This window comes from Sphingomonas sp. PP-CE-3A-406 (assembly GCF_003688625.1).
Classification (GTDB): domain Bacteria; phylum Pseudomonadota; class Alphaproteobacteria; order Sphingomonadales; family Sphingomonadaceae; genus Sphingomonas.
In genome coordinates this window covers 109,959-135,979 of sequence record NZ_RCWY01000003.1, presented here as the reverse complement: position 1 = coordinate 135,979, position 26,021 = coordinate 109,959, and the positions used below count along the sequence as shown (strand labels likewise).

Annotated in this window: 27 protein-coding genes and 1 tRNA gene; 21 read left to right on the top strand and 7 right to left on the bottom strand. The window is 66.3% G+C overall.

Features of this window, described 5'->3' with window-relative positions; genetic code table 11:
* Positions 1-67 precede the first annotated feature (67 nt).
* The 3 genes from C8J44_RS12575 to C8J44_RS12565 all read left to right on the top strand — a co-directional run bounded on the left by C8J44_RS12575 (position 68) and on the right by C8J44_RS12565 (position 3,369).
* Positions 68-1,207 carry a site-specific DNA-methyltransferase gene (locus tag C8J44_RS12575; RefSeq protein WP_121904824.1) on the top strand — a complete coding sequence of 380 codons (1,140 nt, stop codon included), beginning with the start codon at positions 68-70 and terminating at the stop codon, positions 1,205-1,207.
* A gap of 151 nt (positions 1,208-1,358) precedes the next feature.
* A complete protein-coding gene (folP, locus tag C8J44_RS12570; RefSeq protein WP_121904823.1) occupies positions 1,359-2,417 on the top strand; it encodes a dihydropteroate synthase in 1,059 nt (352 codons plus the stop codon).
* 67 nt (positions 2,418-2,484) lie between these two features.
* Positions 2,485-3,369, top strand: a complete 885-nt coding sequence (locus C8J44_RS12565; RefSeq protein WP_060526015.1) for a bestrophin family protein — start codon at positions 2,485-2,487, stop codon at positions 3,367-3,369.
* Between the two features lie 134 nt (positions 3,370-3,503).
* Here the strand turns inward: C8J44_RS12565 and C8J44_RS12560 are convergent, their stop codons facing one another.
* On the bottom strand, positions 3,504-4,919 hold the full coding sequence (locus tag C8J44_RS12560; RefSeq protein WP_056053510.1) for a sigma-54 dependent transcriptional regulator: 1,416 nt from the start codon (positions 4,917-4,919) through the stop codon (positions 3,504-3,506).
* Between the two features lie 113 nt (positions 4,920-5,032).
* On the opposite strand from C8J44_RS12560, the gene C8J44_RS12555 reads away from it, so the two are divergent.
* The 7 genes from C8J44_RS12555 (at position 5,033) to C8J44_RS12525 (ending at position 9,793) form a co-directional block, all read left to right on the top strand.
* On the top strand, positions 5,033-5,191 hold the full coding sequence (locus C8J44_RS12555) for an aa3-type cytochrome c oxidase subunit IV (protein WP_404969226.1): 159 nt from the start codon (positions 5,033-5,035) through the stop codon (positions 5,189-5,191).
* 4 nt (positions 5,192-5,195) lie between these two features.
* A complete protein-coding gene (locus tag C8J44_RS12550) occupies positions 5,196-6,317 on the top strand; it encodes an NAD(P) transhydrogenase subunit alpha (RefSeq protein ID WP_121904822.1) in 1,122 nt (373 codons plus the stop codon).
* On the top strand, positions 6,314-6,766 hold the full coding sequence (locus tag C8J44_RS12545; protein WP_121904821.1) for an endonuclease domain-containing protein: 453 nt from the start codon (positions 6,314-6,316) through the stop codon (positions 6,764-6,766). The genes C8J44_RS12550 and C8J44_RS12545 overlap by 4 nt, the downstream gene beginning before the upstream one ends.
* 1 nt (position 6,767) lies before the next feature.
* A complete protein-coding gene (locus C8J44_RS12540) occupies positions 6,768-7,085 on the top strand; it encodes an NAD(P) transhydrogenase subunit alpha (RefSeq protein ID WP_056487475.1) in 318 nt (105 codons plus the stop codon).
* 27 nt (positions 7,086-7,112) lie between these two features.
* Positions 7,113-8,612, top strand: coding sequence for an NAD(P)(+) transhydrogenase (Re/Si-specific) subunit beta (locus C8J44_RS12535; protein ID WP_121904820.1), 1,500 nt, complete (start codon positions 7,113-7,115; stop codon positions 8,610-8,612).
* 105 nt (positions 8,613-8,717) lie between these two features.
* The gene (locus tag C8J44_RS12530; RefSeq protein WP_121904819.1) at positions 8,718-9,665 is read left to right on the top strand and encodes a MarR family winged helix-turn-helix transcriptional regulator; all 948 of its coding nucleotides are present in this window, start codon (positions 8,718-8,720) and stop codon (positions 9,663-9,665) included.
* 52 nt (positions 9,666-9,717) lie between these two features.
* Positions 9,718-9,793 (top strand) — tRNA-Val (locus tag C8J44_RS12525).
* Between the two features lie 321 nt (positions 9,794-10,114).
* Here the strand turns inward: C8J44_RS12525 and C8J44_RS12520 are convergent.
* Entirely contained in the window at positions 10,115-10,330 is a 216-nt protein-coding gene (locus C8J44_RS12520; protein WP_147453196.1) for a hypothetical protein, read from the bottom strand.
* A gap of 576 nt (positions 10,331-10,906) precedes the next feature.
* On the bottom strand, positions 10,907-11,467 hold the full coding sequence (locus C8J44_RS12515; RefSeq protein WP_121905439.1) for a helix-turn-helix domain-containing protein: 561 nt from the start codon (positions 11,465-11,467) through the stop codon (positions 10,907-10,909).
* A 99-nt stretch (positions 11,468-11,566) separates the two neighbouring features.
* Here C8J44_RS12515 and C8J44_RS12510 point away from each other — a divergent pair, with 99 nt between their 5' ends.
* From C8J44_RS12510 to C8J44_RS12500, 3 genes are all read left to right on the top strand, one after another.
* Positions 11,567-12,031, top strand: coding sequence for a DUF6456 domain-containing protein (locus C8J44_RS12510; RefSeq protein WP_121905438.1), 465 nt, complete (start codon positions 11,567-11,569; stop codon positions 12,029-12,031).
* A gap of 39 nt (positions 12,032-12,070) precedes the next feature.
* A complete protein-coding gene (gene dapF, locus C8J44_RS12505; protein WP_121904817.1) occupies positions 12,071-13,009 on the top strand; it encodes a diaminopimelate epimerase in 939 nt (312 codons plus the stop codon).
* Positions 13,010-13,092: 83 nt separating this feature from the next.
* Entirely contained in the window at positions 13,093-13,647 is a 555-nt protein-coding gene (locus C8J44_RS12500) for a fasciclin domain-containing protein (protein WP_121904816.1), read from the top strand.
* A 202-nt stretch (positions 13,648-13,849) separates the two neighbouring features.
* Here C8J44_RS12500 and C8J44_RS12495 read toward each other — a convergent pair whose 3' ends face one another.
* On the bottom strand, positions 13,850-15,115 hold the full coding sequence (locus C8J44_RS12495; protein WP_121904815.1) for a NupC/NupG family nucleoside CNT transporter: 1,266 nt from the start codon (positions 15,113-15,115) through the stop codon (positions 13,850-13,852).
* Between the two features lie 127 nt (positions 15,116-15,242).
* Between C8J44_RS12495 and C8J44_RS12490 the strand changes: the two genes are divergently transcribed.
* The 6 genes from C8J44_RS12490 (at position 15,243) to C8J44_RS12465 (ending at position 19,293) form a co-directional block, all read left to right on the top strand.
* Positions 15,243-15,890, top strand: coding sequence for a queuosine precursor transporter (locus C8J44_RS12490; protein ID WP_121904814.1), 648 nt, complete (start codon positions 15,243-15,245; stop codon positions 15,888-15,890).
* A gap of 168 nt (positions 15,891-16,058) precedes the next feature.
* Complete coding sequence (gene argB, locus C8J44_RS12485; RefSeq protein ID WP_060526005.1) at positions 16,059-16,976, top strand: acetylglutamate kinase; 918 nt, start codon at positions 16,059-16,061, stop codon at positions 16,974-16,976.
* Positions 16,977-17,193: 217 nt separating this feature from the next.
* The gene (locus tag C8J44_RS12480; protein ID WP_060526004.1) at positions 17,194-17,496 is read left to right on the top strand and encodes a YggT family protein; all 303 of its coding nucleotides are present in this window, start codon (positions 17,194-17,196) and stop codon (positions 17,494-17,496) included.
* Complete coding sequence (locus tag C8J44_RS12475) at positions 17,493-17,804, top strand: DUF167 domain-containing protein (protein WP_259466847.1); 312 nt, start codon at positions 17,493-17,495, stop codon at positions 17,802-17,804. The genes C8J44_RS12480 and C8J44_RS12475 overlap by 4 nt, the downstream gene beginning before the upstream one ends.
* On the top strand, positions 17,801-18,676 hold the full coding sequence (folD, locus tag C8J44_RS12470; RefSeq protein ID WP_121904813.1) for a bifunctional methylenetetrahydrofolate dehydrogenase/methenyltetrahydrofolate cyclohydrolase FolD: 876 nt from the start codon (positions 17,801-17,803) through the stop codon (positions 18,674-18,676). The genes C8J44_RS12475 and folD overlap by 4 nt, the downstream gene beginning before the upstream one ends.
* Positions 18,673-19,293 (top strand): MarC family protein, encoded by a 621-nt coding sequence (locus C8J44_RS12465; RefSeq protein WP_056053460.1) that lies wholly within the window; start codon positions 18,673-18,675, stop codon positions 19,291-19,293. The genes folD and C8J44_RS12465 overlap by 4 nt, the downstream gene beginning before the upstream one ends.
* A 120-nt stretch (positions 19,294-19,413) precedes the next feature.
* Here the strand turns inward: C8J44_RS12465 and C8J44_RS12460 are convergent, their stop codons facing one another.
* Positions 19,414-21,204, bottom strand: a complete 1,791-nt coding sequence (locus C8J44_RS12460) for an AcrB/AcrD/AcrF family protein (RefSeq protein ID WP_259466846.1) — start codon at positions 21,202-21,204, stop codon at positions 19,414-19,416.
* A gap of 111 nt (positions 21,205-21,315) precedes the next feature.
* On the opposite strand from C8J44_RS12460, the gene C8J44_RS12455 reads away from it, so the two are divergent.
* Both C8J44_RS12455 and C8J44_RS12450 read left to right on the top strand, forming a co-directional pair.
* Positions 21,316-21,720, top strand: a complete 405-nt coding sequence (locus C8J44_RS12455; RefSeq protein WP_259466845.1) for a GtrA family protein — start codon at positions 21,316-21,318, stop codon at positions 21,718-21,720.
* 28 nt (positions 21,721-21,748) lie between these two features.
* Complete coding sequence (locus tag C8J44_RS12450) at positions 21,749-22,477, top strand: bifunctional 2-polyprenyl-6-hydroxyphenol methylase/3-demethylubiquinol 3-O-methyltransferase UbiG (RefSeq protein WP_121904812.1); 729 nt, start codon at positions 21,749-21,751, stop codon at positions 22,475-22,477.
* Between the two features lie 215 nt (positions 22,478-22,692).
* On the opposite strand, the gene C8J44_RS12445 is transcribed toward C8J44_RS12450, so the two are convergent.
* Positions 22,693-23,730 (bottom strand): glycosyltransferase family 2 protein, encoded by a 1,038-nt coding sequence (locus tag C8J44_RS12445; RefSeq protein ID WP_121904811.1) that lies wholly within the window; start codon positions 23,728-23,730, stop codon positions 22,693-22,695.
* 47 nt (positions 23,731-23,777) lie between these two features.
* On the bottom strand, positions 23,778-25,883 hold the full coding sequence (locus C8J44_RS12440) for a bifunctional (p)ppGpp synthetase/guanosine-3',5'-bis(diphosphate) 3'-pyrophosphohydrolase (RefSeq protein ID WP_121904810.1): 2,106 nt from the start codon (positions 25,881-25,883) through the stop codon (positions 23,778-23,780).
* Between the last annotated feature and the right edge of the window lie 138 nt (positions 25,884-26,021).

Here is a 26,021-nt window from a genome sequence, read left to right as displayed (position 1 = left end):
TAACGAATGTTTGCTTGACGGAGTCGGGCAATTCCGCCGCTATGGGCGTCGATAAGGGGCGGAAAACATGGGTTTGATCGACACGATCGCACGGCCGCGTGCGAAGAAGACAGTGGAGCCGGCGGTTCAAGCCGTCCTTCCGCTCGACCAGATCCTGCGCGGCGACTGCATCGAACGGATGAAGGCGCTGCCGTCGAACTCGATCGACATGATCTTCGCGGACCCGCCGTACAACCTCCAGCTCGGCGGCGAACTCTACCGCCCCGACGGCAGCCATGTCGACGCGGTCACCGACGACTGGGACAAGTTCGACACCTTCGCCGCCTATGACCGCTTCACCCGCGCCTGGCTGAAGGAAGCACGCCGCATCCTCAAGGACGACGGCGCGCTCTGGGTCATCGGCAGCTACCACAACATTTTTCGCGTCGGTGCCGCCGTCCAGGATCTAGGCTACTGGATCCTCAACGACATCGTCTGGCGCAAGACCAACCCGATGCCCAACTTCCGCGGCACGCGCTTCACCAACGCGCATGAGACGCTGATCTGGGCGTCGAAGGGCGAGAAGGCGAAATACCACTTCAACTACCGCGCGATGAAGACGCTCAACGACGAGCTCCAGATGCGCAGCGACTGGGAATTCCCGACCTGCGGCGGCGCCGAGCGGCTCAAGAAGAACGGCACCAAGGTGCATCCGACGCAGAAGCCCGAAGCACTGCTCTACCGCATCCTGCTCGCGTGCACGAAGCCCGGCGATGTCGTGCTCGATCCGTTTTTCGGCACCGGCACGACCGGCGCGGTGGCCAAGCGTCTCGGTCGCAGCTGGATCGGCATCGACCGCGAAGGCGACTACATCGAAGCCGCGCAGGAGCGGATCGAGGCCGCGCTGCCGCTCGACGAATCGGCACTCGCCACGATGATGAGCCCGCGCACGCAGCCCAAGGTCGCGTTCGGCGTGCTGGTCGAAAACGCGTATCTCGCCCCCGGCGCGGTGCTGACCGACTCGAAGCGCCGCTGGCGTGCGACGATCCGCGCGGATGGCTCGCTGCTCAGCGACTGCGGCACGATCGGCTCGATCCACAAGCTCGGCTCGACGCTCCAGAACGCCCCCGCCTGCAACGGCTGGAGCTTCTGGCATTACGAAAGCGACAAGGGTCTGAAACCGATCGACGACCTCCGCCAGACGTACCTGCTGGCGACAACTGTCTGAGCAAAGTTCCGTTCGTGCCGAGTAGAGACCGAGCGTAGTCGAGGGCTCGTATCGAGGTACATGTCCTTCGATATGGCTTCTCGACGAGCTCGAAACCTACTCGGGACGAACGGTAGTTTGAACGGCCAGCGGTTTTGAGGAAAAGGGGATCATGACCAGTCTCCACCTCCGCCCCGTCCAGTTCGTCGACACGCCGATCGGCCACAAAGACGGTAGCGTCGCGCGCTTGGCGGGCGGCCTGCAATGGTTCGCCGCCTATGAAGTGACCGAAGCCCGCAACCGCCGCAGCATCCCCGTCGCCGACGTCGCAACCCTCGGCGACCGCGCCGCACACCTCCACGCCGCCATCACCACCCCCCGCGCACCGCTCAACCTCGGCGAACGCACGCTCCGCTTCGACCAGCCGATCGTCGCCGGCATTCTCAACGTCACCCCCGACAGCTTCTCCGACGGCGGCAAGCATGTCGACGACCCCGCCGCCGCCGCCGCGGCCGGCATCGACATGGCCGTCGCAGGCGCGACGCTGATCGATGTCGGCGGCGAGTCCACCCGCCCCGGCGCGCCCGCGGTATGGGAAGGCGACGAGATCGCGCGGCTCGTCCCCGTCGTCGAACGCCTCGCGCGCGCCGGTGCGATCGTCTCGGTCGACACCCGCAAGGCCGCCGTCATGGAGGCGACGCTCGCCGCCGGCGCGCACATCGTCAACGACGTCGCCGCGCTCCTCTGGGACGATCGCGCGCTGGACGTCGTCGCAAAAAGCGGCTGCCCCGTCGTCCTGATGCACTCGCCCGACCCCAAGAAAGGCGGACACGGCGATGGTGGCTACACCAACGTCCTGACCGATGTCTTCGACTGGCTCGAAACCCGCATCGCCGCGGTCGTCGCGGGTGGTGTCGACCGGTCGCGCATTATCGTCGACCCCGGCATCGGCTTCGGCAAGACGCTCGCCGAGAACCTCGCGCTGCTCAACGGCCTGGCGATCTTCCACGGTCTCGGCTGCCCGATCATGCTCGGCGCGAGTCGCAAGCGCTTGATCGGCGCGCTCTCGAACGAAGCGCCGGTCGACCAGCGCCTCGCCGGTTCGCTCGCGCTGGCGCTGAAAGGGGCGGAAGCGGGCGTCCAGATTCTCCGCGTCCACGACGTCGCCGAAACGGTGCAGGCAGTGAAGATCTGGCGCGGCCTGCGCGATCAATCGCTCGCAGGCGGCTGATCGTCGCTGCATTGCAGCGAAACGCCAGTTCGCGCATTAAAAGCCCTGTAAACAAGGGAGCTTTCGTTTGATCGTCACTGCAACACCGCGCTTCAGTCAGATCCTGAGCGAAGTCTGGCGCCCGCTGCTCGGCCTGTTCGTCTGGGATGTGATCGTCACGATCACCTATTACGTCCTGCCGTTCCACGCGCCCGCGCTGCCCCTGACGCTGTTCGGTACCGCACTCGCGCTGTTCCTCGGCTTTCGCGATAACTCGGCGTATCAGCGCTGGTGGGAAAGCCGTGGTCTTTGGGGCCTGATGATCAACGCCTCGCGCAACCTCGCGCGTATGGCGCGCAACATGCTGCCCGAGCCCGAGGGCCACGACATGAAGCGGACCATCGTGCTCCGCCAGATCGCCTATGTGAATGCGCTGCGCTGCCAGTTGCGCAAACAGCCCGCACCGCCCGAGGTGCTGCGCTTCCTGTCGAAGGAGGAGGCATCGTTCGCGCTAGAGCGCACCAATATCGCCAACGGCCTGCTCGACGGCACGGGCCGCCGGATCGACATCGCGCGCCGCAACGGCTGGATCGACACCATCCAGCAGATGCAGTTCGAGTCCATTCTCGTCGATATTGCCAACGCGCAGGGCGGCATGGAGCGGATCAAGAACACGCCGCTGCCCAATCAATACCGCTTCTTCCCGAGCCTGTTCACGCGGCTGTTCTGCGTGCTGCTGCCGATCGGCCTGGTCGAGACGCTCGGCTATGCGACGCCGGTCGGTTCGACCATCGCCGGACTGATGTTCCTCGCCGTGCTGCAGATCGGCGATGATCTGGTCGATCCGTTCGCCGACACGATCCACGACGTGCCGCTGAACGCGATGTGCCGGACGATCGAGATCGACCTGCTTCAGGCGATCGGCGATCCAGCGCCCGAGCCGCTGACGCCCGACAAGGGCGTGCTCTGGTAACGCTCTTCGCAGGCATTCATCGACGTACATTTGCGGACTAAGCGGGACCCCGCCAAATCTCGAGGTACCTCGGATGTGGCCTGCGAGACGCACCGAGACCTGGCGACAGCGTCCTGCCAAAGACGAGGCGTACGTCAGGCGGCGTTGTCGATGCCCAGTTCGCCAAGCTTGCGATACAGTGTGGATCGCCCGATCCCGAGCCGCCGCGCGACTTCGGTCATCCGACCGCGATAATGGCCGATCGCCAAACGGATGACGTCGGCTTCGATTTCCTCGAGCGCGCGAAGGTTGCCGTCGGCGCGAAACAGCGTGACGCCGCCGCCGCCGGCCGCAACCGTAGCGGGAATACGGCGCCGATTGCCCAGCGCGGCGATCTGCGGGAAATCGTCTTCGGTCAGCGCAGCGTCCTCGCAGAGCACGGCCGCGCGAAAGAGTGCGTTCTGCAACTGACGAACATTGCCCGGCCAGTCGTACTGAACCAGCAGCGCCAGCGCGGAGTCGGTAATGCCCAACGACCGCAACCCTGGCTGTTCGGCAATCCGCGCGAGCAGATGGCGTGCCAGTGCTGGAATGTCGCCGGTCCGCTCGCGCAACGGCGGGATCATGACCTGGACCACGTTGAGCCGGTAATACAGGTCTTCGCGAAACCGGCCGGCCTCGACTTCGTCGAGCAAAGGCGTGTTGCTGGCGGCGATGACCCGGACATCGACGTCGTGCGGATGGCGCGCGCCGATCGCGTGGACCTCGCCCGTCTGGAGGACGTGGAGCAGCTTGGCCTGCGCCTCGAGCGGCATCTCGCTGATCTCGTCGAGGAACAGCGTCCCGCCGTCGGCCTCCCGGAAGCGACCGGTCTTGCGCTCGAACGCACCGGTGAACGCGCCCATTTCGTGGCCGAACAGCTCCGATTCGACGAGGTTGGCCGAGACCTCACCGCAATTGACGCTCATCATGGGCTTCTTGGCGCGGGGCGACGCGGCGTGGATAGCCTCGGCGATGACGTCCTTGCCCACGCCGATCTCGCCTTCCAGCAACACCGAGACGCGTGCCCGCGCAGCCTTGGCGGCGATGGCCAGCGCGGCACGGAAATCCGGCGACGATCCGACGATCTCGTCGAACCCGAGCAGCGCAGGTATCTTTTCGGTAAGGGGACGGAGTTCGCCGGTCGACGTGGCGCCGACGGCGGTATCGAGCGCGGCGAGAAAACGGTCGGGCGCGAGCGGCTTGACTAGGAAGTCGGTGGCGCCCGCGCGCATCGCCGCGACGGCGTGAGACACCGATCCGTTCGCGGTCAGCATCAGGATCGGCAGCGCCGGCCGACGTTCGCGCAACGCGGCGATGAGACCCGTCGCGTCGGCGTCGGGCGCCGAATGATCGAGGACGATCGCATCGAGCTGCATCCCGTCCTGCGTCCCGAGCGTCGCAATCGCCATCTCGCCGTCGGTCGCGAAGATCGCGCGCCAGCCGCCACGCGTGGCAAGCGCCGCCACCAGCCGCCGCTGCGCAGGCTCTTCGTCGATCAGCAGTAGAAGGCGCTGCCCGTTGCGCGTCATGGCGAATCCTGTCCCGTTCCGGCACGTGCAATAGCGCAGCCGGGTAAAGAGCGACTTAAAAGCACTGCGCGGCCGGGCTTGGCGATAGCAGTCGTGCAGGTTAAGGTTGCGTCATAGAGGATGGCACTCACAGGATTGGGGCACGAACCATGGCCGGCAACGGGGACATGAAGGCGCATGCGGCGACCTATTCGAGCGTGACGGGGATGATGAAATGGGGCGCGGTCGGATGCGCGCTGGTCGTCGCGCTCGTCATCTGGCTGATCCACTAAGCACATGAAGATCGCCGTCCTGAAAGAACAAGCGGACGGCGAGCGGCGGGTTTCCGCGACGCCGGAAACGGTCAAGAAGTTCATCGCGCTGGGCGCGACGCTGGCGGTCGAGACGGAGGCGGGCGAGGCGGCGTCGATCGCCGATGCCGCGTACGCCGATGCGGGCGCATCGGTCGGCGATCGTGCGGCGACGCTGGCGGGTGCGGAGATCGTGCTGGGCGTGCAAGGACCTGATCCTGCAACGCTGGACGGGGTCGCGCCGGGGGTGTGGATCGTCGCGAGCCTCAATCCCTTTGCAGAGCGCGCCCGCGTCGACGCCTATGCCGCGGCGGGGTACGAGGCGTTGGCGATGGAGTTCATGCCGCGGATCACGCGTGCGCAGTCGATGGATATCCTGTCGTCGCAGTCGAACCTGTCGGGGTACAAGGCGGTGCTCGACGCCGCCGCCGAATATGGTCGCGCGTTTCCGATGATGATGACCGCGGCGGGGACGATCAGTGCGGCGAAGGCGTTCGTGATGGGCGTCGGCGTCGCCGGACTCCAGGCGATCGCGACCGCACGGCGGCTCGGCGCTCAGGTGTCGGCGACCGACGTGCGCGCGGCAACTCGCGAGCAGATCCAGTCGCTGGGTGCGAAACCGATCTTCGTCGAGAATGTCGCGGGGATCGAGGGCGAGGGAACGGGCGGGTATGCCGGCGAGATGTCGCCCGAATACCAGGCTGCGCAGGCGGCACTCGTCTCCGGGCACATCGCCAAGCAGGACATAGTCATCACCACCGCGCTGATCCCGGGACGTGCCGCACCCCGCCTGATTTCGGCGGCGCAGGTGGCGAGCATGAAGCCGGGCTCGGTGATCGTCGATCTCGCGGTCGAACAGGGCGGCAACGTCGAGGGCTCGGTCGCGGGCGAAGTGGTCGTGGTGAACGGCGTGAAGATCGTCGGGCATCGCAACGTGCCGTCTCGGTTGGCGGCAGACGCCAGCGCCTTGTTCTCACGCAACCTGTACAACTTCCTCAACGCCTTCTGGGACAAGGAGGCTGGGCGACCCGTGCTCGACGCCGAGATCGGCGACGCAATCCGCCTGACGCAAGGCGGCAGGATCGTGAACCCAAGGCTGCTGGCATGATAATCCTCCCCGGTACGGGGAGGGGGACCGGCGCAGCCGGTGGAGGGGGCGTCCCGCACACGCTACGTCCAGAAGTATCGCTGGCGCGCAAATTGCGGCGCGAAATGAGCCTCCCGGAAGTGCTGCTATGGGAGCAGCTCCGGGGAAAGAAAACCGGCGTCAAGTTCCGCCACCAGCATCCCATCGGTCCATACGTCTGCGACTTCTACTGCGCTGGCGCCAAGCTCGCGGTCGAAGTAGACGGCGAATTCCATGGACGCGGCGATCGTCCCCAACGCGACGCCGATCGCGACCAGTTTTTCGAACAGAATGGCCACCGGGTGCTGCGAGTGGCAGCAGGCGACGTGCTGAGGGATATCGAAGCCGTAGTGACGATGATCGTATCGTTCGCGGCCAGCCCCCTCCACCAGCCTGCGGCCGGTCCCCCTCCCCGTGCCGGGGAGGAATAAGATGGACTTTATCGCGATCCTGTCGATCTTCGTGCTGGCGTGTTTCGTCGGGTATTTCGTCGTCTGGGCGGTGACCCCTGCGTTGCACACGCCGTTGATGGCGGTGACCAATGCGATCTCCTCGGTCATCATCGTTGGCGCGCTGATTGCTGCGGCTGCGGCAGGCATCGGCGCCGGATCGGGCGTGGCCAAGGCGCTCGGGTTGCTGGCGGTGGTGCTGGCGAGCATCAACATCTTCGGCGGCTTCGCGGTCACCGCGCGGATGCTGGCGATGTACAAGAAAAAGGAACGGCCGGTCGCGCCTGCCACGAGCAAGTGAGCGATACGGACGTGAAGGGGACGCGCGATGCATGAACTGACGGTCAGCCCCTGGGCATCGCTAGCCTATCTGGTCGCGGGGGTGTGTTTCATCCTTGCGCTCCGCGGGCTGTCGAGCCCGGCGTCGAGCCAGCGCGGCAACCGCTTCGGCATCATCGGCATGACGATCGCGGTGGTGACGACGCTGGTGACGCATGTGCCCTTCGTCCAGCATGCTCTGGTTGCAGACACCGGACCGGCGATAGTCGTGCGCTCTATCGACTGGACCACCGTCGTCGAAATCCTCGCGGCGATCGGTGTCGGCGCTGCGATCGGCCTCGTCACGGCGCGTCGCATCGCGATGACCGCGATGCCGCAGCTCGTCGCCGCCTTCCATTCGCTCGTCGGTCTCGCCGCGGTGCTGGTTGGCGTTGCGGCGTATCTCAACCCGCAGGCATTCGGGATCTCCGACCTCGTAATTCCGCTGATCGGCCAGCCGTTCGCGGTCATCCACCCGGTCAGCCGGATCGAACTCGGTCTAGGCGTGGCGATCGGTGCGATCACCTTCTCCGGCTCGGTCATCGCGTTCCTCAAGCTCAACGGCAACATGGGCGGCAAGCCGATCATGCTGCCCGGCCGCCACGTCATCAACCTCGCGCTGCTCGCTGCCATCCTCGGCCTGATCGCCTACTTCGTCACCGACCAGGCACCGTGGATCTTCTGGACGGTCGTGATCCTGAGCTTCGTCATCGGCTTCCTGCTGATCGTCCCGATCGGCGGCGCGGACATGCCGGTGGTGGTCAGCATGCTCAATTCCTATTCGGGCTGGGCGGCCGCGGCGATGGGCTTCACGCTCCACAACAGCGCGATGATCATCACCGGCGCGTTGGTCGGCAGTTCGGGCGCGATCCTCAGCTACATCATGTGCCGCGCGATGAACCGCAGCTTCATCAGCGTGATCGCGGGCGGCTTTGGAGCGAGCGATGCAGCCGCGGGAAGTGGCGGCTCAGCCGTCGATCGGCCGTGGAAGCGCGGTTCGGCCGAAGACGCCGCATTCCTGATGAGCCAGGCCGAACAGGTCATCATCGTCCCCGGCTACGGCATGGCGGTCGCGCAGGCGCAGCACGTGCTGCGCGAGATGGGCGACAAGCTGAAGGCCGAGGGCGTCCGCGTGAAATATGCGATCCACCCCGTTGCGGGCCGCATGCCGGGGCACATGAACGTGCTGCTGGCCGAAGCGAACGTGCCGTATGACGACGTGTTCGAGCTCGAGGACATCAACAGCGAGTTCGCGCAGACCGACGTCGCGTTCGTGATCGGCGCGAACGACGTGACCAACCCGGCGGCCAAGACCGACAAGTCGTCGCCGATCTACGGCATGCCCGTGCTCGACGTCGAAAAGGCGAAGACGGTATTGTTCATCAAGCGCTCGATGGGCGGCGTCGGCTATGCCGGCGTCGATAACGAGCTGTTCTACCGCGACAATACGATGATGCTGCTCGCCGATGCCAAGAAGATGGTCGAGGATATCGTCAAGGCGCTCGACTAGGCCGAACGCGACCTTGCTGGGCAGGCGTGAAAGTACAACGAAACTCGACCCAGTTCGCGTGTAGCTTTGAGGATGATCGAGGTTAGTCTTTGCGACACAGCGGAGATGATCATGATCCTACCGGGCGGAGATCCTGCCGACACGCGTTACGATACCGGGATCGCCGCAGTCCTTGTCGCGAGTGCGGACGCGCCCGACCGGTTCGCCGCTGCACTCGCCGCGATGGACGGGCGCGTGGTCGCGAGGATCGACTGGCAGGCGCCGTTCAGCCTGCACGCCGCGCCGCAGGTCGTCGTGGTCGAGACCGAGGGGGTGGACGTCGCGGTCCTTGCCGAACACCTGCCGCGGATCGTCGAGCGCGCTGCCGTGCTCGAGGCGGGGCTGGTGGTCGCGATGGGGAGCGACCAGATCGACGCGGTGGCGGCGGCGACGCTCGGCGGCGGGACGATCCTGCTGGTCGACCCGAGCGTCGCGGACTGCGTCGCGGCGATCGTCGTCGCCGCCGAACGCGTGCGCAGCCCCGCAGGCGTGTTCGATGTCGGCCGCGAGACCGATGGGACGCGACTGGAACGCCTGAACACGGAAGTTGCGCGGATAGCCGAGGCGCTGGCAAGACTGACGCGCGCGGAGATCGAGGGCGATGCCTCCACAGCGCCGATCGTCGGCGATCGGACGAACCGCTACGGCGCGCCGCCGTCGCTGGCCGAGCCGAGCGCAGCCGACGTCCGGCGGGCGATCCGCGCGCGGCGGCTGCGCGACCAGTTCTTCGGCACCGCATTGTTCGAGGATCCGGGCTGGGACATGCTGCTCGATCTCTATGCCGCCGAACTCGAGCGCGGCCGCGTGTCGGTGTCGAGCCTGTGCATCGCCGCCGCGGTCGCGCCGACCACCGCGCTGCGCTGGATCGCGCGGATGACCGATACCGGGCTATTCGAACGCCGTCCCGACCTGCACGACCGGCGACGCGCCTTCATGGTGCTGTCGGACCGCGCAAGCGAGGCGATGCGCGGGTATATTGTGGCCACACGGGGTGCCGACCTGCGGATTCCGTGATTTTAGCTTGCCCCGGCCGCCCGGCTTTGGCATCGCACCCTCACCCGAGAGGGGGCGATTAGCTCAGTTGGTAGAGCGTCTCGTTTACACCGAGAATGTCGGCGGTTCGAGCCCGTCATCGCCCACCACCCTTTTCCTTTGACCATGCTGCGCTGTTGGTGCCGGCATGGGCCGGCAACACGAACTCCGGCGAATTTTTACCGTTGGTCGCGGTCGACCGTGCCTCAATCTTCTTCGTGCGGACTTCGGGGCCGGGCGAGCGAGTTTGCCGTCTCGAAGGGCCGGGGCGCTTACGTTCAACGCGGCGAACGCCGCCAACGCGATCATCCGCAACGAGATCACCTTTACGACTAACGTGGTGGGGCGCGCGGTGCCAGGCAACGCGATGGGATGTTGATACCTACCAAGTCACCGAGCTTCGGGGCGACGTCGAGCTGGTCTCGCGCGCACTATAGAATCAGTTCCTGGCCTGCTTCTCCGAACGTTTGCAGGATATAGTCGGGGACCGGCATTCCGGCAGCGTCGTCCATTTCTGCAGCGCTTGAACCGTTGCCGATAGCGACGTCATACCATCGATAGGCCAGCTCTTCCGCATCTGCCCGAGTCATCGGCTCGCGGGTTTGCTCCATTATCATGTCGTTGAGAATGTCTGCGGCGTCTGTCATCGGGCTCTCGTCGTCAGGGTTGTCGATAGTCAAACGCCTGAAAAACGAGATCGGCGTCCACCCGAGCGTTCGTAATCAGCAGTAACGCTCCGCGACGAGCGTGGCGAGCAGGTCGCCGCGCCAGCGCAGGGAGCGGCCTTCGCCACAATCGAGAGCATCGCGGGCAGCTGACGGCTGCCGATCGGCGCTAGCCGAAGCGATACTCCCGATCCTGTCAGGCGTGCAGGTCGTGGCGATATGCCGGAACTTATCGATCGGCGGACGACTGGAACAGTGTCGTGTCTAATCTGGTCAGTTCTGGTCGGGGTGGGGCTGGCGCTTCCGGCCATTCATCGGAAGGCGGAGCGGAGCGCGGTCTTTGCCCCGCGACGCCGTCTACGAGGAACCTTGCGACCCTTCGCGTAATCGGAGCAATGCGACGCGGGTGCGGGCGAGCGCTAAATCCCGCTCATTGCGGAAGGCCGTTCTGGCAGGGAGGCAGCCGATCGCACGAGAGGCAACCAAGAGCACTGAGACGGCATATCCAAGGAGGCGAGGCTGTTCCTCGGGCCCGTGTGCGGGGTCATCGCCCACCGCTCAAAGATCGCGGATCAGTCGCACTGCGACTGCGAGCCAGCCGGGATCTTCGATCTTCAGGGATTGCGAACCGGTATTCGGCGGTAACAGCGTCACCGCGCCAGCGACGGCGATCAGCCTGCCGAACGCGAACCGGCCTGCTGGTTGCGGGACGAGTACGTCGCGGTTGAGCGCGGTTGCGAAATCGGCGGGGGCCAGCATCGCGCACCAGATCACGTCACCGGTGCGATAGTCGCCGACCCCGCCCGCGACGATAATCGCGATCTGGCCCGGCGCGACCTGGGGTGGTGGTGCCGTCGTGGTGCGACGCGGCGCATGCGCGCCACGGCCGTCCAGGATTGCGGCGACGGGCAGGTCGGTACGGTCCGGCAAGGTCACGAGATCCCCCGCCTCGACGCCCAGTGCGGGGGCGATCCGGTTGAGCCAGCCGATCGACACGGTGCGCGTGCCGGTCTCCAGCCGCCCGATCGTCTGCGCGGTGGTCGGTGGAGCGCAGCGTTTGGCGACGTCCTCCAGCGTCAGCCCCTTGGCGCGGCGGACTTCGCGAATGGCGGTGATCATTGCAATGCGATCATCGAACGACTCCAAACCAGATGGGTTATTCTTCTGTCCTACAACCATGCGGATATGGCAACCGCCAAGCGCAACGGGAGATGGCGGATGCGCGAACTGGTAGAGCGGACGGTCGATTCGGAGGGTGTTCCACAGCCGGCCGGCATGCGTCGCGGTCGTACCGTCACCGTGAACCTCGCGGAGTCGCCGCTCGGGTGGCTGCGGTCGCGCGCGCTGATCGACGCGAGGCAGTTCGAGGCGGGGGAGCGGTTGCGCGCGGACTACGAACGCGCGTCGATTGCGCCCAGCGTGACGATGCGCTGGGCGGAGCGCGTCGATGGGGGAGGCCATGACGGGCTCGATCCGACGTCGGCGCAGATCGCGGCGAAGAGTCGGTTCGACGAAGCGTTGGCGGCAGCGGGGCCGGGGCTGGCGGATATCCTTTGGCGGGTGGTTTGCGCGGGGGAGGGGCTACCGGTGGCCGAGAAGGCGTTGCAATGGCCGGCGCGCGCCGGGCGGGTCGTGCTGACGCTCGCACTCGATCGATTGGCCGCGCATTACGGGATCGGTTAGGCGCTCGCATTGGTCCGCGGGCGGCACTAAGTGGCGGGTATGCGCTTCGACCTCATCAAATGCCACGGCTCCGGCAACGACTTTCCGTTGATCGACGCACGCGCGTCGATTCTTGGCGATGCGGCTTGGGCTGCCGTTGCGCGGGCGTTGGCGGATCGCGCTGGACCGGTGGGTGGCGACGGACTCCTGCTGCTGACCGCCGGCGACGAGACCCACGCGTTCGGCATGCGGATGTTCAATTCGGACGGCAGCGAGTCGGAGACATGCCTCAACGGCCTGCGCTGCGTTGCGCGCGCGGGGTTCGCGGCCACGGGTGCCGAGACTGCTATGGCGCTGCTGAAGACGAGCGACGCGGCCGTCGAGCGCGATGCTGATATCGCCGATGGCGTGTTCACCGTTCGCGAGATCGCCGGCCCCGCGTCTCTGGACGTCGCGGCGTGGCCGATGACGGTCGGGACCGATCGCATCGTCGATACGCCGATAGCGCGCTTGCCGACGGACCGCGCCTTCACGGCGGTGGCGATGCCCAACCCCCATCTCGTGACGTTCGTGGATGCCGTCAACGAAGCCGAACTCATCCGCGTCGGCGAAGCGTGCGAGGCGGCGCCCGACTGGCTGCCGAATCGCGCCAACGTCAGTTTCGTCGAGGTGCGTGACCGCGACCTGTTCGTGCGGACGTTCGAGCGTGGCGTCGGGCTGACCGACAGTTGCGGCAGCGCGATGGCGGCGTCGACCTATGCCGCGTGCCTGACCGGGCGGATTGCGTACGACACGCCGACGACGGTGTTCAACAAGGGCGGGCTGGTTCGCGCCGAGGCGAGCGAGGCGGCGATGGTGACGCTGTCGGGCAATGCGACGTTCGAGTGGACGGGCACGATCGAGGTCGATCTCGACACGGCGACCGCGAGCGATCTGGTCGTCACGCGGCGGCATGACGATGAGATCGGGGCCTGGGCGGGACTTCTCGCGACGATCTGAACACCGGCTGCGTCCTTCTCGCGGCACGTCCGTATCTCCCCGCAGTGGCGCCGCACACCGGCTCCGCACGCAGGAGAGAAGCCTTGAACCACTTCATTCGTACCGCGATCGTCGCGGCCGCAATTGCCGTCAGCGGCGGCGCCATCGTCGCAGCCCAGACCAACCCGATGGTCGGCGGCGCCGCGATGTATCCGACCAAGACGATCGTCGAGAACGCGGTCAATTCGAAGGATCACACCACGCTGGTCGCCGCGGTCAAGGCCGCTGGTCTCGTCGAGACGCTGTCGGGCCCGGGTCCGTTCACCGTGTTCGCGCCGACCAACGCCGCGTTCAAGAAGCTGCCGGCGGGCACCGTCGACACGCTGCTCAAGCCCGAGAACAAGGCGCAGCTTGCCAGCGTCCTGACCTATCACGTCGTCCCCGGCACGATCACCGCCGCCGACATCGCCGCCAAGGCGAAGGCCAACGGCGGCACCGCGACCTACACGACCGTGCAGGGCGAGCCGCTGATGTTCAAGAAGGTCGGCAGCGGCTGGGGCATCATGGACGGCAAGGGCCACAAGGGTAAGATCACGATCGCCAACGTCATGCAGTCGAACGGCGTGATCCACGTCGTCGACACGGTGATGCTGCCGTAATCGGCGCTTCCGCGAGATAGCTGCCTCGCTTTTCCCCCGCGAGGTGGTTTGCGTCGGGCCCGTTGCCGAAAGGTGGCGGGCCCGATTGCGTTTCGGGACTGCGTCATCCCAGTCCCGTCATCCTGACGAAAGTCAGGATCCAGGGTAACAATCAACACCTTCGTGGCTCTGGATCCTGACTTTCGTCAGGATGACGGACGGTTCAGCCGATCAGCAGGCCCGCGAGCGCGGCCGACATCAGGTTCGCGAGACTCCCCGCCGCCAGCGCGCGCAGGCCGAGCTTGGCGATCATCGGACGCTGGTTCGGCGCGAGGCTGCCGGTGACTGCCATCTGGATCGCGATCGACGAGAAGTTGGCGAACCCACACAGCGAGAAGGTGATGACCGCGATCGTCCGCGCGCTCAGCCCCTGCTGCGTACCGAGCGAGATATACGCGACGAACTCGTTCAGCACGATCTTCTGCCCGAACAGCCCGCCGGCTATCCCGGCCTCGCTCCACGGCACGTTCAGCAGGAACATGATCGGCGCGAACACATAGCCGAGCAGCCCCTGGAAGCTAAGCCCCGGCAGCCCGATCATGTTGCCGAGCCCACCGAGCAAACCGTTCGCCAGCGCCACCAGCGCGACGAACGCCAGCACCATCGCGCCGACCGCGACGGCCAGCCGCACGCCGGTCTGCGCGCCCTGGGCGGCGGCCATGATCAGGTTGGCGGGCTTTTCCTCGTCATGCGTCGCCTGCGGCATGGGCTCGCCCGCGCCCGATTCACCCGGCTGGTCGCCGAGTGCCAGTTCGCCCTCGGGTGGCATCACGCGGTCGGGCATGATGATCTTCGCCATCAGGATGCCGCCCGGCGCCGCCATGAAGCTCGCCGCCAGCAGATAATCGATACGGATGCCCATCGACGCATACGCCGCGAGAATGGTGCCCGCGACGCCGGCCATGCCGCTGGTCATCACCGTGAACAACTGCGCCGGCGTGAGCCCCGCCAGATACGGCCGGATGACGAGCGGCGATTCGCTCTGGCCGACGAAGATGTTCGCCGCCGCGCACAGCGATTCGACCTTCGAGACGCCGATGACCTTCTCGATCCCGCCGCCGACCCAGCGCACCACGAACTGCATGATGCCAAGATAATAGAGGATCGAGACGAGGCTCGCGAAGAAGATGATCACCGGCAGCGCGGCGATCGCGAAGCTCTGCCCGCCGATTTCGGGGGTCGCCATCTTGCCGAACAGGAACTCGGTGCCCTTCTGCGAATAGCCGAGCAAATTGGCGACCCCGCCGGACATCTCGCCGAGCACGACCTTGCCGAAGCTCGAATACAGCACGAGCACCGCGATCCCGGCCTGCAACGCGAACGCGGCGCCGACGATACGCAGGCGGATCGCACGGCGGTCGCTCGACAGCAGCACGGCGATGCCGAGGATGACGGCGATGCCTGCAAGGCCGATGACTAGTCTTTCCATGGACGCCCTGCGTTTCCTGCGATGACACACGCGGCCCCCCGGCTGCGCAAGCCCGCCGACATGACACGCCGTCGCGCGTGTCGCTAGTCATTTGACGGGGCGGCGGTTTTCGCTAGCGTCCCGCGCGATGGACAAACCACTTCCCGCGTTCCCGCGTTCGCTCTTCGTTTTCTCGGTGTTGTACGGCGGCATGGTGTGCATCGCCGGCGTGCTGGGGGTGAAGCAGGTCGCGCTCGGCCCGCTCGCGGTCGAGGCGGGGATCTTCGGCTTCCTCCTGTTGGTCGTGTTGAGCAGCGCGATCGCCGAACTGCACGGCCAGAAGACCGCGACGTTCCTGGTGCGCCTGGGATTCATCCCGCTGCTGGTGTCGGCGGCGCTGATCCACCTGGTGCTGGCACTGCCGCACGATCCGGGGATGTACCCGCCCGCGGTCGACGCGTTCCCGGTCGTGGTCGGGCAAAGCTCGCGGATGATGATCGCGGGGCTGATCTCGTACGGAATTTCGCAGACGCTCAACGTGCTGATCTTCTCGAAGCTGTCGGGACAGGTCGGCAGCGGCGACGGCAAGCTGGTATGGCTGCGCGGCATGATCGCGAGCATTATCTCGCAGATCATCGACACGATTTTGTTCATCACCATCTCGTTCCTCGGCGAACGGCCGATCGTCGCGCTGATGGAGGGGCAGATGCTGACCAAGGTCGTGCTGTCGATCGTGCTGGTGCCGTTCATGATCACGTTCTTCGTGAAGCTCGGGCGGCGGCTGGACCGGGTCTGACCCCTTCCGTCACCCTGACACCTCCCTCCGTCATCCTGACGAAAGTCAGGACCCAGAGCCACCAGAGACGCCGTTTGTGATCCTGGGTCCTGACTTTCGTCAGGATGACGGACTTGGTGATGCGCGGCGATGCTTTCGCTGGCCTCTCGCACTGGCTAAGGGACGCGGATGACCGATCACACGCCCGATCCCGCCCTGCTCGCCAAGGCGGAAACGCTCACCGAGGCGCTGCCGTATCTGCAGCGTTACGCCGGCAAGACGTTCGTCGTGAAGTACGGCGGCCACGCGATGGGCGATCCCGAGCTGCAGCGCGATTTCGCCGAGGACATGGTGCTGCTCAAAGCGGTCGGCATCAACCCAGTGGTGGTGCACGGCGGCGGGCCGCAGATCGGCGCGATGTTGAAGCGTCTCGGCGTCGAATCGCGCTTCGTCGACGGCCTGCGGGTCACCGATGCGGAGACCGCGCAGATCGCCGAAATGGTCCTGGCGGGCTCGATCAACAAGGAGATCGTCGGCTGGATCGGCCAGGCGGGCGGTCGCGCGGTCGGCATCTCGGGCAAGGACGCCGGCCTCGTCCTCGCGCAGAAAGTCGGCCACGGCCGCGAGCCCGACAAGCTCCAGGGGATCGAGCGGCACGTCGATCTGGGCTTCGTCGGCGAGCCGATCGCAGTCGACCGGACGATCCTCGACACGCTGATCGCGGCCGATATCATCCCGGTGATCGCCCCGATCGGCATCGGCGCCGACGGCCACACCTACAACATCAATGCCGACACGATGGCGGGCGCGATCGCCGCCGCGATGGGTGCCGCGCGGTTCTTCCTGCTGACCGATATCGTCGGTGTGCTCGACAAGCAGGGCGAACTGCTGACCGACCTCGATCCTGCGCGGATCGCCGAACTCCGCGCCGACGGCACGGTGACCGGCGGCATGATCCCGAAGCTCGACACCTGCGTCGCGGCGGTCGAATCGGGCGTCGATGCCGCAGTGATCATCGACGGCCGCGTACCCCACGCGATGCTGCTGGAGATCTTTACGAAGCAGGGCGCGGGCACGCTGGTCAGCGCGAACGGGCGCTCGCGGTAGGAGGTCGCCTCTCACGCCCGTCATCCTGACGAAAGTCAGGATCCAGAGCCGCCAGGGTAACGTTTGCGACTCTGGATCCTGGGTCAAGCCCAGGATGACGGGAACTTGAGGGAGAGGGTGCGGCTCGAATCACCGGGCGCAGGCCAGCGACACCACAGGCCTTCTCGTTCTCCCTCGGCCACCTTATATCCGGACCACACCAGCGGAGACCCTTGCCTTGATCGCCCTTCTTCAGATCGTCCAGTTGCTGCTCAACCTCGTCTGGTGGGTCATCGTCATCCAGGCGGTGCTGTCGTGGCTGATCGCGTTCAACGTCATCAACACGCACAGCGATTTCGTCCGCACGGTGTGGAACGCGCTGCAGAAGATCACCGAGCCGCTCTATCGCCCGATCCGCCGCGTGCTCCCCGATTTCGGCGCGCTCGACCTGTCGCCGCTGGTCGTGCTGCTGATCCTCTACATCCTGACCAACATCGTCATCCCGAACATCGCGCAGAACTACCTCGTCGCAGCCTATTGATAGGGCCGACAGCCTGGCGCGCGGTCGATGACGGCCTCGCGATCGCCGTCCGGGTAACGCCGCGCGGTGGTCGCGACGCACTCGCCGCCGGAACGCCCGAGCATTTTGCCGCGAGGCTGGCAGCAGCCCCCGTCGATGGCGCCGCGAATGCCGGGCTGGTCGCGCTCGTCGCCAAGACCTTCGGCGTACCCAAGCGCGCCGTCACGATCGTCTCCGGCGAAACCGCGCGGCTTAAGCGCCTGCACATCGAGGGCGGCTCCACCGTACTGGCGGAAATCGCGTCCGCGCTCTATGGGCCGCGGGCATGAGCGCGACCATCATCGACGGCAAGGCCTTCGCCGCCGGCCTCCGGGCCCGTATCGCAGACGGCGTCACCGCCTTCAGGGCGCAGGCAGGCCGCGCGCCCGGCCTCGCCGTGGTGCTGGTCGGCGAGGATCCCGCCTCCAACGTCTATGTCCGCTCGAAGGGCAAGGCGACGCGCGAAGCCGGGATGGAAAGCATCGAGCACCGCCTTCCCGCCGACGTCCCCGCCGAAGACCTGCTCGCCCTGGTAGCGACGCTCAACGCAGATCCGGCGATCGACGGAATCCTCGTCCAGCTACCCCTGCCGAAGCATATCGACGAGCAGGCGGTCATCTCTGCGATCGACCCCGACAAGGACGTCGATGGCTTCCACCCGATCAACGCCGGCCGCCTCGCGACCGGTCTGCCCGGCTTCGTCCCCTGCACGCCGTTCGGCTGCGTCATGCTGTTGAAGAGCGTGCTGCCTTCGCTGAGCGGGCTCGAAGCGGTCGTCGTCGGTCGCTCGAACATCGTCGGCAAGCCGATGGCGCAGTTGCTGCTCCGCGAAAGCTGCACCGTGACCGTCGTCCATAGCCGCACCAAGGACGTTCCCGCGCATATCCGCCGCGCCGACATCGTCGTCGCGGCGGTCGGTATCCCGGAGATGATCAAGGGCGATTGGCTGAAACCCGGCGCGACCGTCATCGATGTCGGCATCAACCGCACCGACGCCGGCCTTGTCGGCGACGTCGATTTCGCCAGTGCGGCTGAGGTCGCGGGCGCGATCACGCCGGTGCCGGGCGGCGTCGGGCCGATGACGATCGCCTGCCTGCTCCGCAACACGCTGGTATCCGCAGATCGTCGCGAAGGCGTCGCCATCGACGAGGCCGCACTGTGATCGAGCTCTACATCTCGTCGCTGATCACGTTCTTCGTGGTCATCGATCCGCCCGGTTGTGCACCGATCTACGCGGGTCTGTCGGCCGGTGCCTCGACCGTGCAGAAGCGCGCGATGGCGATGCGCGCGGTCGGCGTGGCGGCGGCGATCCTGTTCGTGTTCGCGCTGTTCGGCGAGGCGTTGCTCAAGGGTCTGGGCATCAGCCTCGCCAGCTTCCGGATCGCCGGCGGCATCATGCTGTTCCTGATCGCGCTCGAAATGGTGTTCGAAAAGCGCACCGAACGCCGCGAGGACCGTGCCGCCAAGGTGGCGAGCGATCCCGAGGTCGAGGACGTCTCGATCTTCCCGATGGCGATGCCGATGATCGCGGGCCCCGGCTCGATCGCGTCGGTGATGCTGTTGATGAGCCGCAACAGCGGGCTCGAGCGCTCGGCCGTGGTGCTCGGCGCGATGGTGACGATCCTGCTGCTGACCTTGGTCGCGCTGCTGGCGGCCGGCCCGATCATGCGGATCCTGGGCGCGAAGATCGAGGCGGTGATCACACGGTTGCTCGGCGTGCTGCTGGCCGCGCTGGCCGTGCAGTTCGTGATCGACGGCCTGACCGAGGTGCTGCGCTAACTCGCCGTAACTCCAGTCGTCATCCCCGCGAAGGCGGGGACCCATACTGGCTGACCGTGCGATCTATCACTGACTTCAGAGGATATGGGTCCCCGCCTCCGCGGGGATGACGGTGGTGGTTCAGTCCACCTTGAACAACCGCAACGGCGACTTCGCCGGCAGCGGTAGCGGCGTCAGCCATGCCGGCACATCGTTGTTCGCCATCTGCGCATAGAACCCCTTCGGGCTGCGCGCCTTGTAGTTGGTCGACTCCGCCGCATTGGGGCACAGCAACAGCATCGTCGCGCCATGCCGCCTGATGATCGCATGCGCCTGGTCTGGCGTCCCCCCGAACGCATGCTGGACATCGAGGATCGCATCGCCGTTGCGGTGATACGGCCCCGCCACCGCGTCATGATGCGTGATCGTGATCAACCGCGGCCCCATGTCGACGAACGTGAACACGGTCTGCGCGGGGTATTTGTTCAGCGCGAGCAGCACGGTCGTCCGCAGGCAATTGCCGGTCGCCATGTTGACGCGCTTTTCATACGGCTTCGGCCGGTCGATCGGGAAATACTGGATCACCATTCCGGCAAACAGTCCCGACACGATCAGGAACGCACCGACCGTCCCCAGCACGCGCACCGCCACCGACCGGTTGCCGAGCAGCCGCGGCAGGATCAGCCACCCGAGCGCGGTCGCCCCCGGGATCGCCAGCAATTGCGCCGCCGGTCCGGCGCGAACCTGCCACAGCAGCATCGCGCACGCGAACGCGGTGAACAGCGCCACCGCCGCCCAGCCGACGGCTCGGTCGTCGCGACGCGCACGCCAAGCCGCAAGGATCGCCCCGATCAGGCCGATGATCGGCAGCGTCGCCAGCGCGAACCCGACGCGGAAGCTGTGCTTGTAGATCGGCTTGGCCTCGCGGACATTGTCCAGCCAGTTGCGTTGCAGCTCGGGCGAGATCCCCTCGGGCCGCCCCAGGCATTGTGGAAACACCAGCGCGAACCCCGCGACGATCGCCGCACCCGCCACGACCGCCAGTGCTAGCCGAGCGCCCCGCGACGCCGGACCGAAACGCGCCAGCAGGAACAGCAGCATCCCCGCCGCGATCATTACGCTCAGCCATACCGGCGTCAGCGCATCGCAGCGCATCGCCTGGTTGGCGTTCGACGCGAACAGTGCGAACCCCAACGTGCTGCCGCCGCCGAGCGTCAGCGCATAGATCGACAGCCGCTCGGCCTCCGACCGGTCCCACACCCAGCGAAGCGCGATGATCGCCCCCGCCATCGCCGCATACGGCAGCAGCTCGAGCCCGATCGACAGCGACACCGCACTCGCGAGCCCGACCATCGCGCCACCGCGACGCCCGTTGGTATCGCACAGCCCCGCCACCGTCAGGCTCAGCATGGCGAGTTGCCAGCCGTGATGATCGATCCGCTCGGGCATGAACATCAGCATGGTGCCGGTCGCGCCGACCATGATCACGACTGCGAGGGGCCAAGCGTACGGGCTGATCAGCCGCCGCACGGTCGCGCCGATCCCCAGCATCGCGATCGACAGCGGCAGCAACGGTGCGATCCCGCAGGCCAGCCGCTCCGCCCAGCTGTTGCTCGTGAACAGGCGGAAGAACAGGATCAGCCCGGCGATCGGCAGGTCGACGATCCGGCTCCAGTGGATGTCGAAGCCGACCGGCGGGTTCATCCGGTAGTTGCGCAGATCGTACCAGCCCTGGCCGTCGAGCAGCGCGCGGACCTGCATCAGCCGCATGTTGTCGTCGGTATCGCCGAGCGACAGCCAGCGGATCTGGCCCCAGCGATCGAACATCGACCACGCCGCCACCGCCACCCAGGCGAGCAAAGTCAACGCGATCCAATGCCGGTCGAGTTCGTCCAGCAGCGTGCGCTGTCGAGAAGCGGGGGCCTGATCCAAAACGCTTTCCTCCTGCCCGCACGCACACTAGATGCGCGGGCTTGTCTTCGGCGCCGCTCTATCGCGGTATCGGTAAAGAACAAGGCGGGCATGCAGGCGATTTGGCGACAGATGGAGCAGATACGGGCGAGCGGCATGCTCGGCCAGCTCGTGCGCTTCGGAATCGCCGGCGGGATTTCCAGCGTGGTGTATTCGCTCGTCTACCTGCCGCTGACCGCGTATGTCTTTCCGCCACGCCAGGCGGTGGCCGCGGTGCCGTTCGCCTTCGTGGTCGCCGTCGTGGTCGGATTCTTCCTGCACAGCCGCTGGAGCTTCAAGGGGCACGCCAAGGAGCCGGGCGCCGGGCGGCATGTGAAGTTCGTGATCGTCCAGGGCGCAGGTCTGGCGCTCAACGCGCTGATCACGTGGGTCGGCACCGCAGTGTTCCACCTGCACCCGTGGATCCCGCTCGTCCCCGCCGTGCTGCTCGCGGCGATCGTGAGTTTCGTGCTCAACCGTCTCTGGGTTTTCAACTGATGCTGCCAACGAACTGGACGACTTACTGATGGACCGCATCGTCTACGACCGGATGGCCGCCCACGATTCCACCCACTGGTGGTACCGCGCGCGCCGCGACATCCTGGCCGATTACCTGACCCGCTACGGTGCGTTGCCGAAGGACGCGAAGATCCTCGAGATCGGCTGCGGCACCGGCCACAACCTGCCGATGCTGGCCGAGTTCGGCGAGATCGACGCGATCGAGATCGATCCCGCGGCGCGCGAGATCGCCAGCGAACGCCTCGGCAAGCCGGTCGGCGCAGCGCCCTTGCCCGAGCTGCCGGGTGTTCCCCGCGCGCACTACGACCTGATCGCAGTGCTCGACGTGGTCGAGCATATCGAGGACGACGTCGCCGCGCTGAAGGCGATGGCGGATTGCCTCGCGCCCGGCGGCAAGATACTGATCGCGGTGCCGGCGCACCAGTGGATGTGGAGCGCACACGACACCGTGAACCACCACCACCGCCGCTATTCGAAGGCCACGCTCAAGACAGCGATCGAGACGGCGGGCCTGAAGCCGGAAAAGCTCGGCTATTTCAACTCGCTGCTGTTCCCGCTGGCGGCGGCGGCGCGGATCGCCGGACGCCTTTCGGGCCGCGACGACAGCGACGACTCCCCGCCACCCAAGCTGGTAAACGCGCTGTTCGAGAAGATCTTCCGCCTGGAACGCCACATGGTCGGTCGCCTGCCGATGACCCCGGGCGTCTCGATCGTGACGCTGGCGGTGCCGCGCTGACACTCAAGGGACGTACCGCCTTCTTCCCGTTCTCAGGCGAAGACCGGGGCATTTCCCGCTGTCCTACACACCCCGCCGGTGTCATGCTCGTCATCCGGTTCGTTCAGGCCGTCACTATCGCCTGTGTACCCCAGGCGCCGACCGGCTTTGCACGCGTATGACGATGAAGACCCATATTCACGGCCGGTCGAAGTGTTTCTTGGTGTGACCTTATCCTAACCTTTGGGCGGTGACGCCGCGGTAACAGCAGGCTCGAGACGGTCGGGGAGGGGGGCCTCGACCGGCTCCGCGCGGAATCCGAGTGTCGCCTTGCCCTGGATCGGCCCCGCAACGTCGGCAACGATATACAGCGGGCGGCGCTTCGACTCGACGTACAGCCGCCCGAGATACTCGCCGATCATCCCCAGCACGAACATCTGCACCGCGCCCAGGAACACGGTGACCAGCATCGTCGAGGTCCAGCCCTGCACCGCGCTGCCCGAGAGCCAGCCGATCGCGATGTAGACGAACAGGAGCAGCGATACGCCGGTCAGCGCGAGCCCCGCATGGCTGGCGAACCGCAGCGGCGCGGTCGAGAAGCCGGTGACGGCGTCGAACGCGAGGCGGATCATCTTCGCCAGCGGGTAGTTCGTCTCGCCCGCGAGACGCTCGGCGCGATCGTAGGGGAAGGGCACCTGCTTGAAGCCGATCCAGGCGACCATCCCGCGGATGAAGCGGGCCTGTTCGGGAAGCGACAGGAACGCGTCCAGCGCGCGCCGGCTCATCAGGCGGAAGTCGCCGGTGTCGAGCGGGATCGGCGTCTCGGTCATCCGGGTCAGCAGGCGGTAGAAGGCGGCGGCGGTCGCCTTCTTGAACACCGTCTCGCCCGCGCGCTGGCGGCGCACTGCGTAGACGACGTCGGCCTGGCTCGCCGCCATCGCCGCGCGCATGTCGGACAGGAGTTCGGGGGGGTCCTGGAGATCGGCGTCGATGATCAAGATCTGCTCGCCCGCGCACAGGTCCAGGCCGGCGGTCAGCGCGAGCTGGTGACCGTGGTTGCGCGAGAGGTTGATCGCGACCAGCCGCGGGTCGGCGGCAGCGAGGCGCTGCATCACGGGCCAGCTGTCGTCGCGCGAGCCGTCGTTGATGAGGACGATCTCGTAATCGTCGCCGACCGCGACCTTGGCCGCGCCGGAAATGCGCGCGTGCAGGATGTCGAGGCATGCCGCCTCGTTATAGCAGGGGACGACTATCGAAAGGGACGGACGGTTCATCTGTCCCGTCTAGCGTCCGTCGCGCCCGCCGTCATCGTCGGATGTTTCTACACCCGCTCCACGGTGTGCACCGCATCCGCCGCGCGCAGCCCTGCCATCAGCCGCATGAGTTGCTGCACGTCATGCACCTCGACATCGATCTCGTTGGTGTGGAAGCTCTTGTCGCGCGTATCGAGCCGCAGGTTGATGATGTTCGCCTTGTGCCCGCCGATGATCGTCGAGACGATGCCGAGCGAGCCCGGTTCGTTCTTCACCATCACCGATATCCGCGCGACGGCGCCCTCGGTCTCGTCACCCCAGGCAACGTCGACCCAGTCGGTCTCGTTTTCCGATCGCTCGGCGAGTTCGGCGAGGACCTTGCAGTCGATCGCGTGGACCTCGATCCCCGCATCGGGCCGGCGCAACCCGACGATGCGATCGCCCGGTACCGGATGGCAGCACGTTGCCAAATCGTAGGCGACGCCGGGGGTGAGGCCCTTGATCGAGATCGCGCTCGATTGCGGGGCAAGCGCATGCGTCACGTCCGCGCCCGCCGAACCCGGCATCAGTGCTTCCATCACCGCGGCATCAGACAGCGTCCGCCGCGCGATCGCGACCATCAGCGACGAATCGTCGGGCAGCTTCAGCCGCTTCAGCGCGTGGCTGAGTGCATCGGTGCCGATCTGCGCGGGCAGGCGGGTGACGATATCCTCGTACAAGGTCTGGCCGAGCGCGATCTGCTCGACGCGCTCCTTCTGGCGGAGGTGGCGGCGGATCGCGGCAAGCGCCTTGCCGGTGGTCGCGACGTTGAGCCATTGCGGTTGCGGCGACTGCCCCTTCGATCGCAGGATCTGCACCTGATCGCCGTTCTCGATCACCGTCGACAGCGGCACGACGCGGCCGTTGACCTTCGCGCCGACCGCTTGGTCGCCGAGGTCGGTGTGCACCGCGTAGGCGAAGTCGATCGAGGTCGCGCCCTTGGGGAGCTGGATCAGCTCGCCCTTCGGCGTGAACGCGAAGATGCGATCGGTGTACATCGCCATCCGCGTGTGTTCGAGCAGCTCTTCCGGGCTCTCGGCGGTATCGAGGATCTCGACGAGGTCGCGGATCCAGCTGACCTGCCGGTCGCTGCCGTTGATCTGCTGCTTGTAGGCCCAGTGCGCCGCCAGCCCGAACTCGGCCTGTGCGTGCATGTCAGCGGTGCGGATCTGAATCTCGATCCGCGCGCTGTCGGCGTGGATCACCGAGGTGTGCAGCGAGCGATAGCCGTTGCGCTTGGGCGTCGAGATGTAATCCTTGAACCGGCCCGGCACCATCGGCCAGCGCTGGTGGATGATCCCGAGCACGCGGTAGCAATCCTCCTCGGTCGGCACGATCGCGCGGAACGCCATGACGTCGGACAGCTGCTCGAAGCTGATGTGCCGCTCCGACATCTTCCGGAAGATCGAATAGGGGTGCTTCTCGCGGCCCGAGATATCCGCCTCGACCCCGGCGCGCGACAGGACCAGCTTCAGGCCCGATGCGATCTTGGCGATGCGGTCGCCGTCGCCCTGCTTGAGCTGTTCGAGGCGGCGGTTGATCGATTCGGACGCTTCGGGCTCGAGCTGTTCGAACGCGAGCGACTGCATCTCGCGCATGAACTCGTACATGCCGATCCGCTCGGCGAGCGGCGCGTAGATGTCCATCGTCTCCTTGGCGATGCGACGGCGCTTCTCGGGCTTCGAGATGTGATGGAGCGTCCGCATGTTGTGGAGGCGGTCGGCGAGCTTTACCAGCAGCACGCGGATGTCGTCGGACATCGCGAGCAGAAATTTGCGCAGATTTTCAGCGGCGCGCTCGTTCTCGGTCTGCGCTTCGATCTTGCTGAGCTTCGTCACACCATCGACGAGGCGCGCGACCGAAGCGCCGAACAGTCGCTCGATCTCCTCGGGCGTGGCAACCGTATCCTCGATCGTGTCGTGGAGGATCGCGGTGGCAATCGTCTCCGCGTCGAGGTGCAGGTCGGTGAGAATACCCGCCACTTCTATCGGGTGGCTGAAATACGGATCGCCGCTCGCGCGCTTCTGCGACCCGTGCGCCTGCATCGAGAAGACATAGGCGCGGTTCAGCATCGCCTCGTCGGCGTCGGGATCGTAGTCGAGGACGCGATCGACCAGTTCATATTGGCGCAGCACGGACCGTAGATGGGGCCGGGCGGGGACTTTTGGCAACAAAAAGCGTCGCATCACTGTGATCTAGTGGCTGCGTCAGTCGTTCGCGGGCGGGGGGCATAACGCAGGATAAGCGGGGCGTTTCGCTTCGGCGGGTTATGC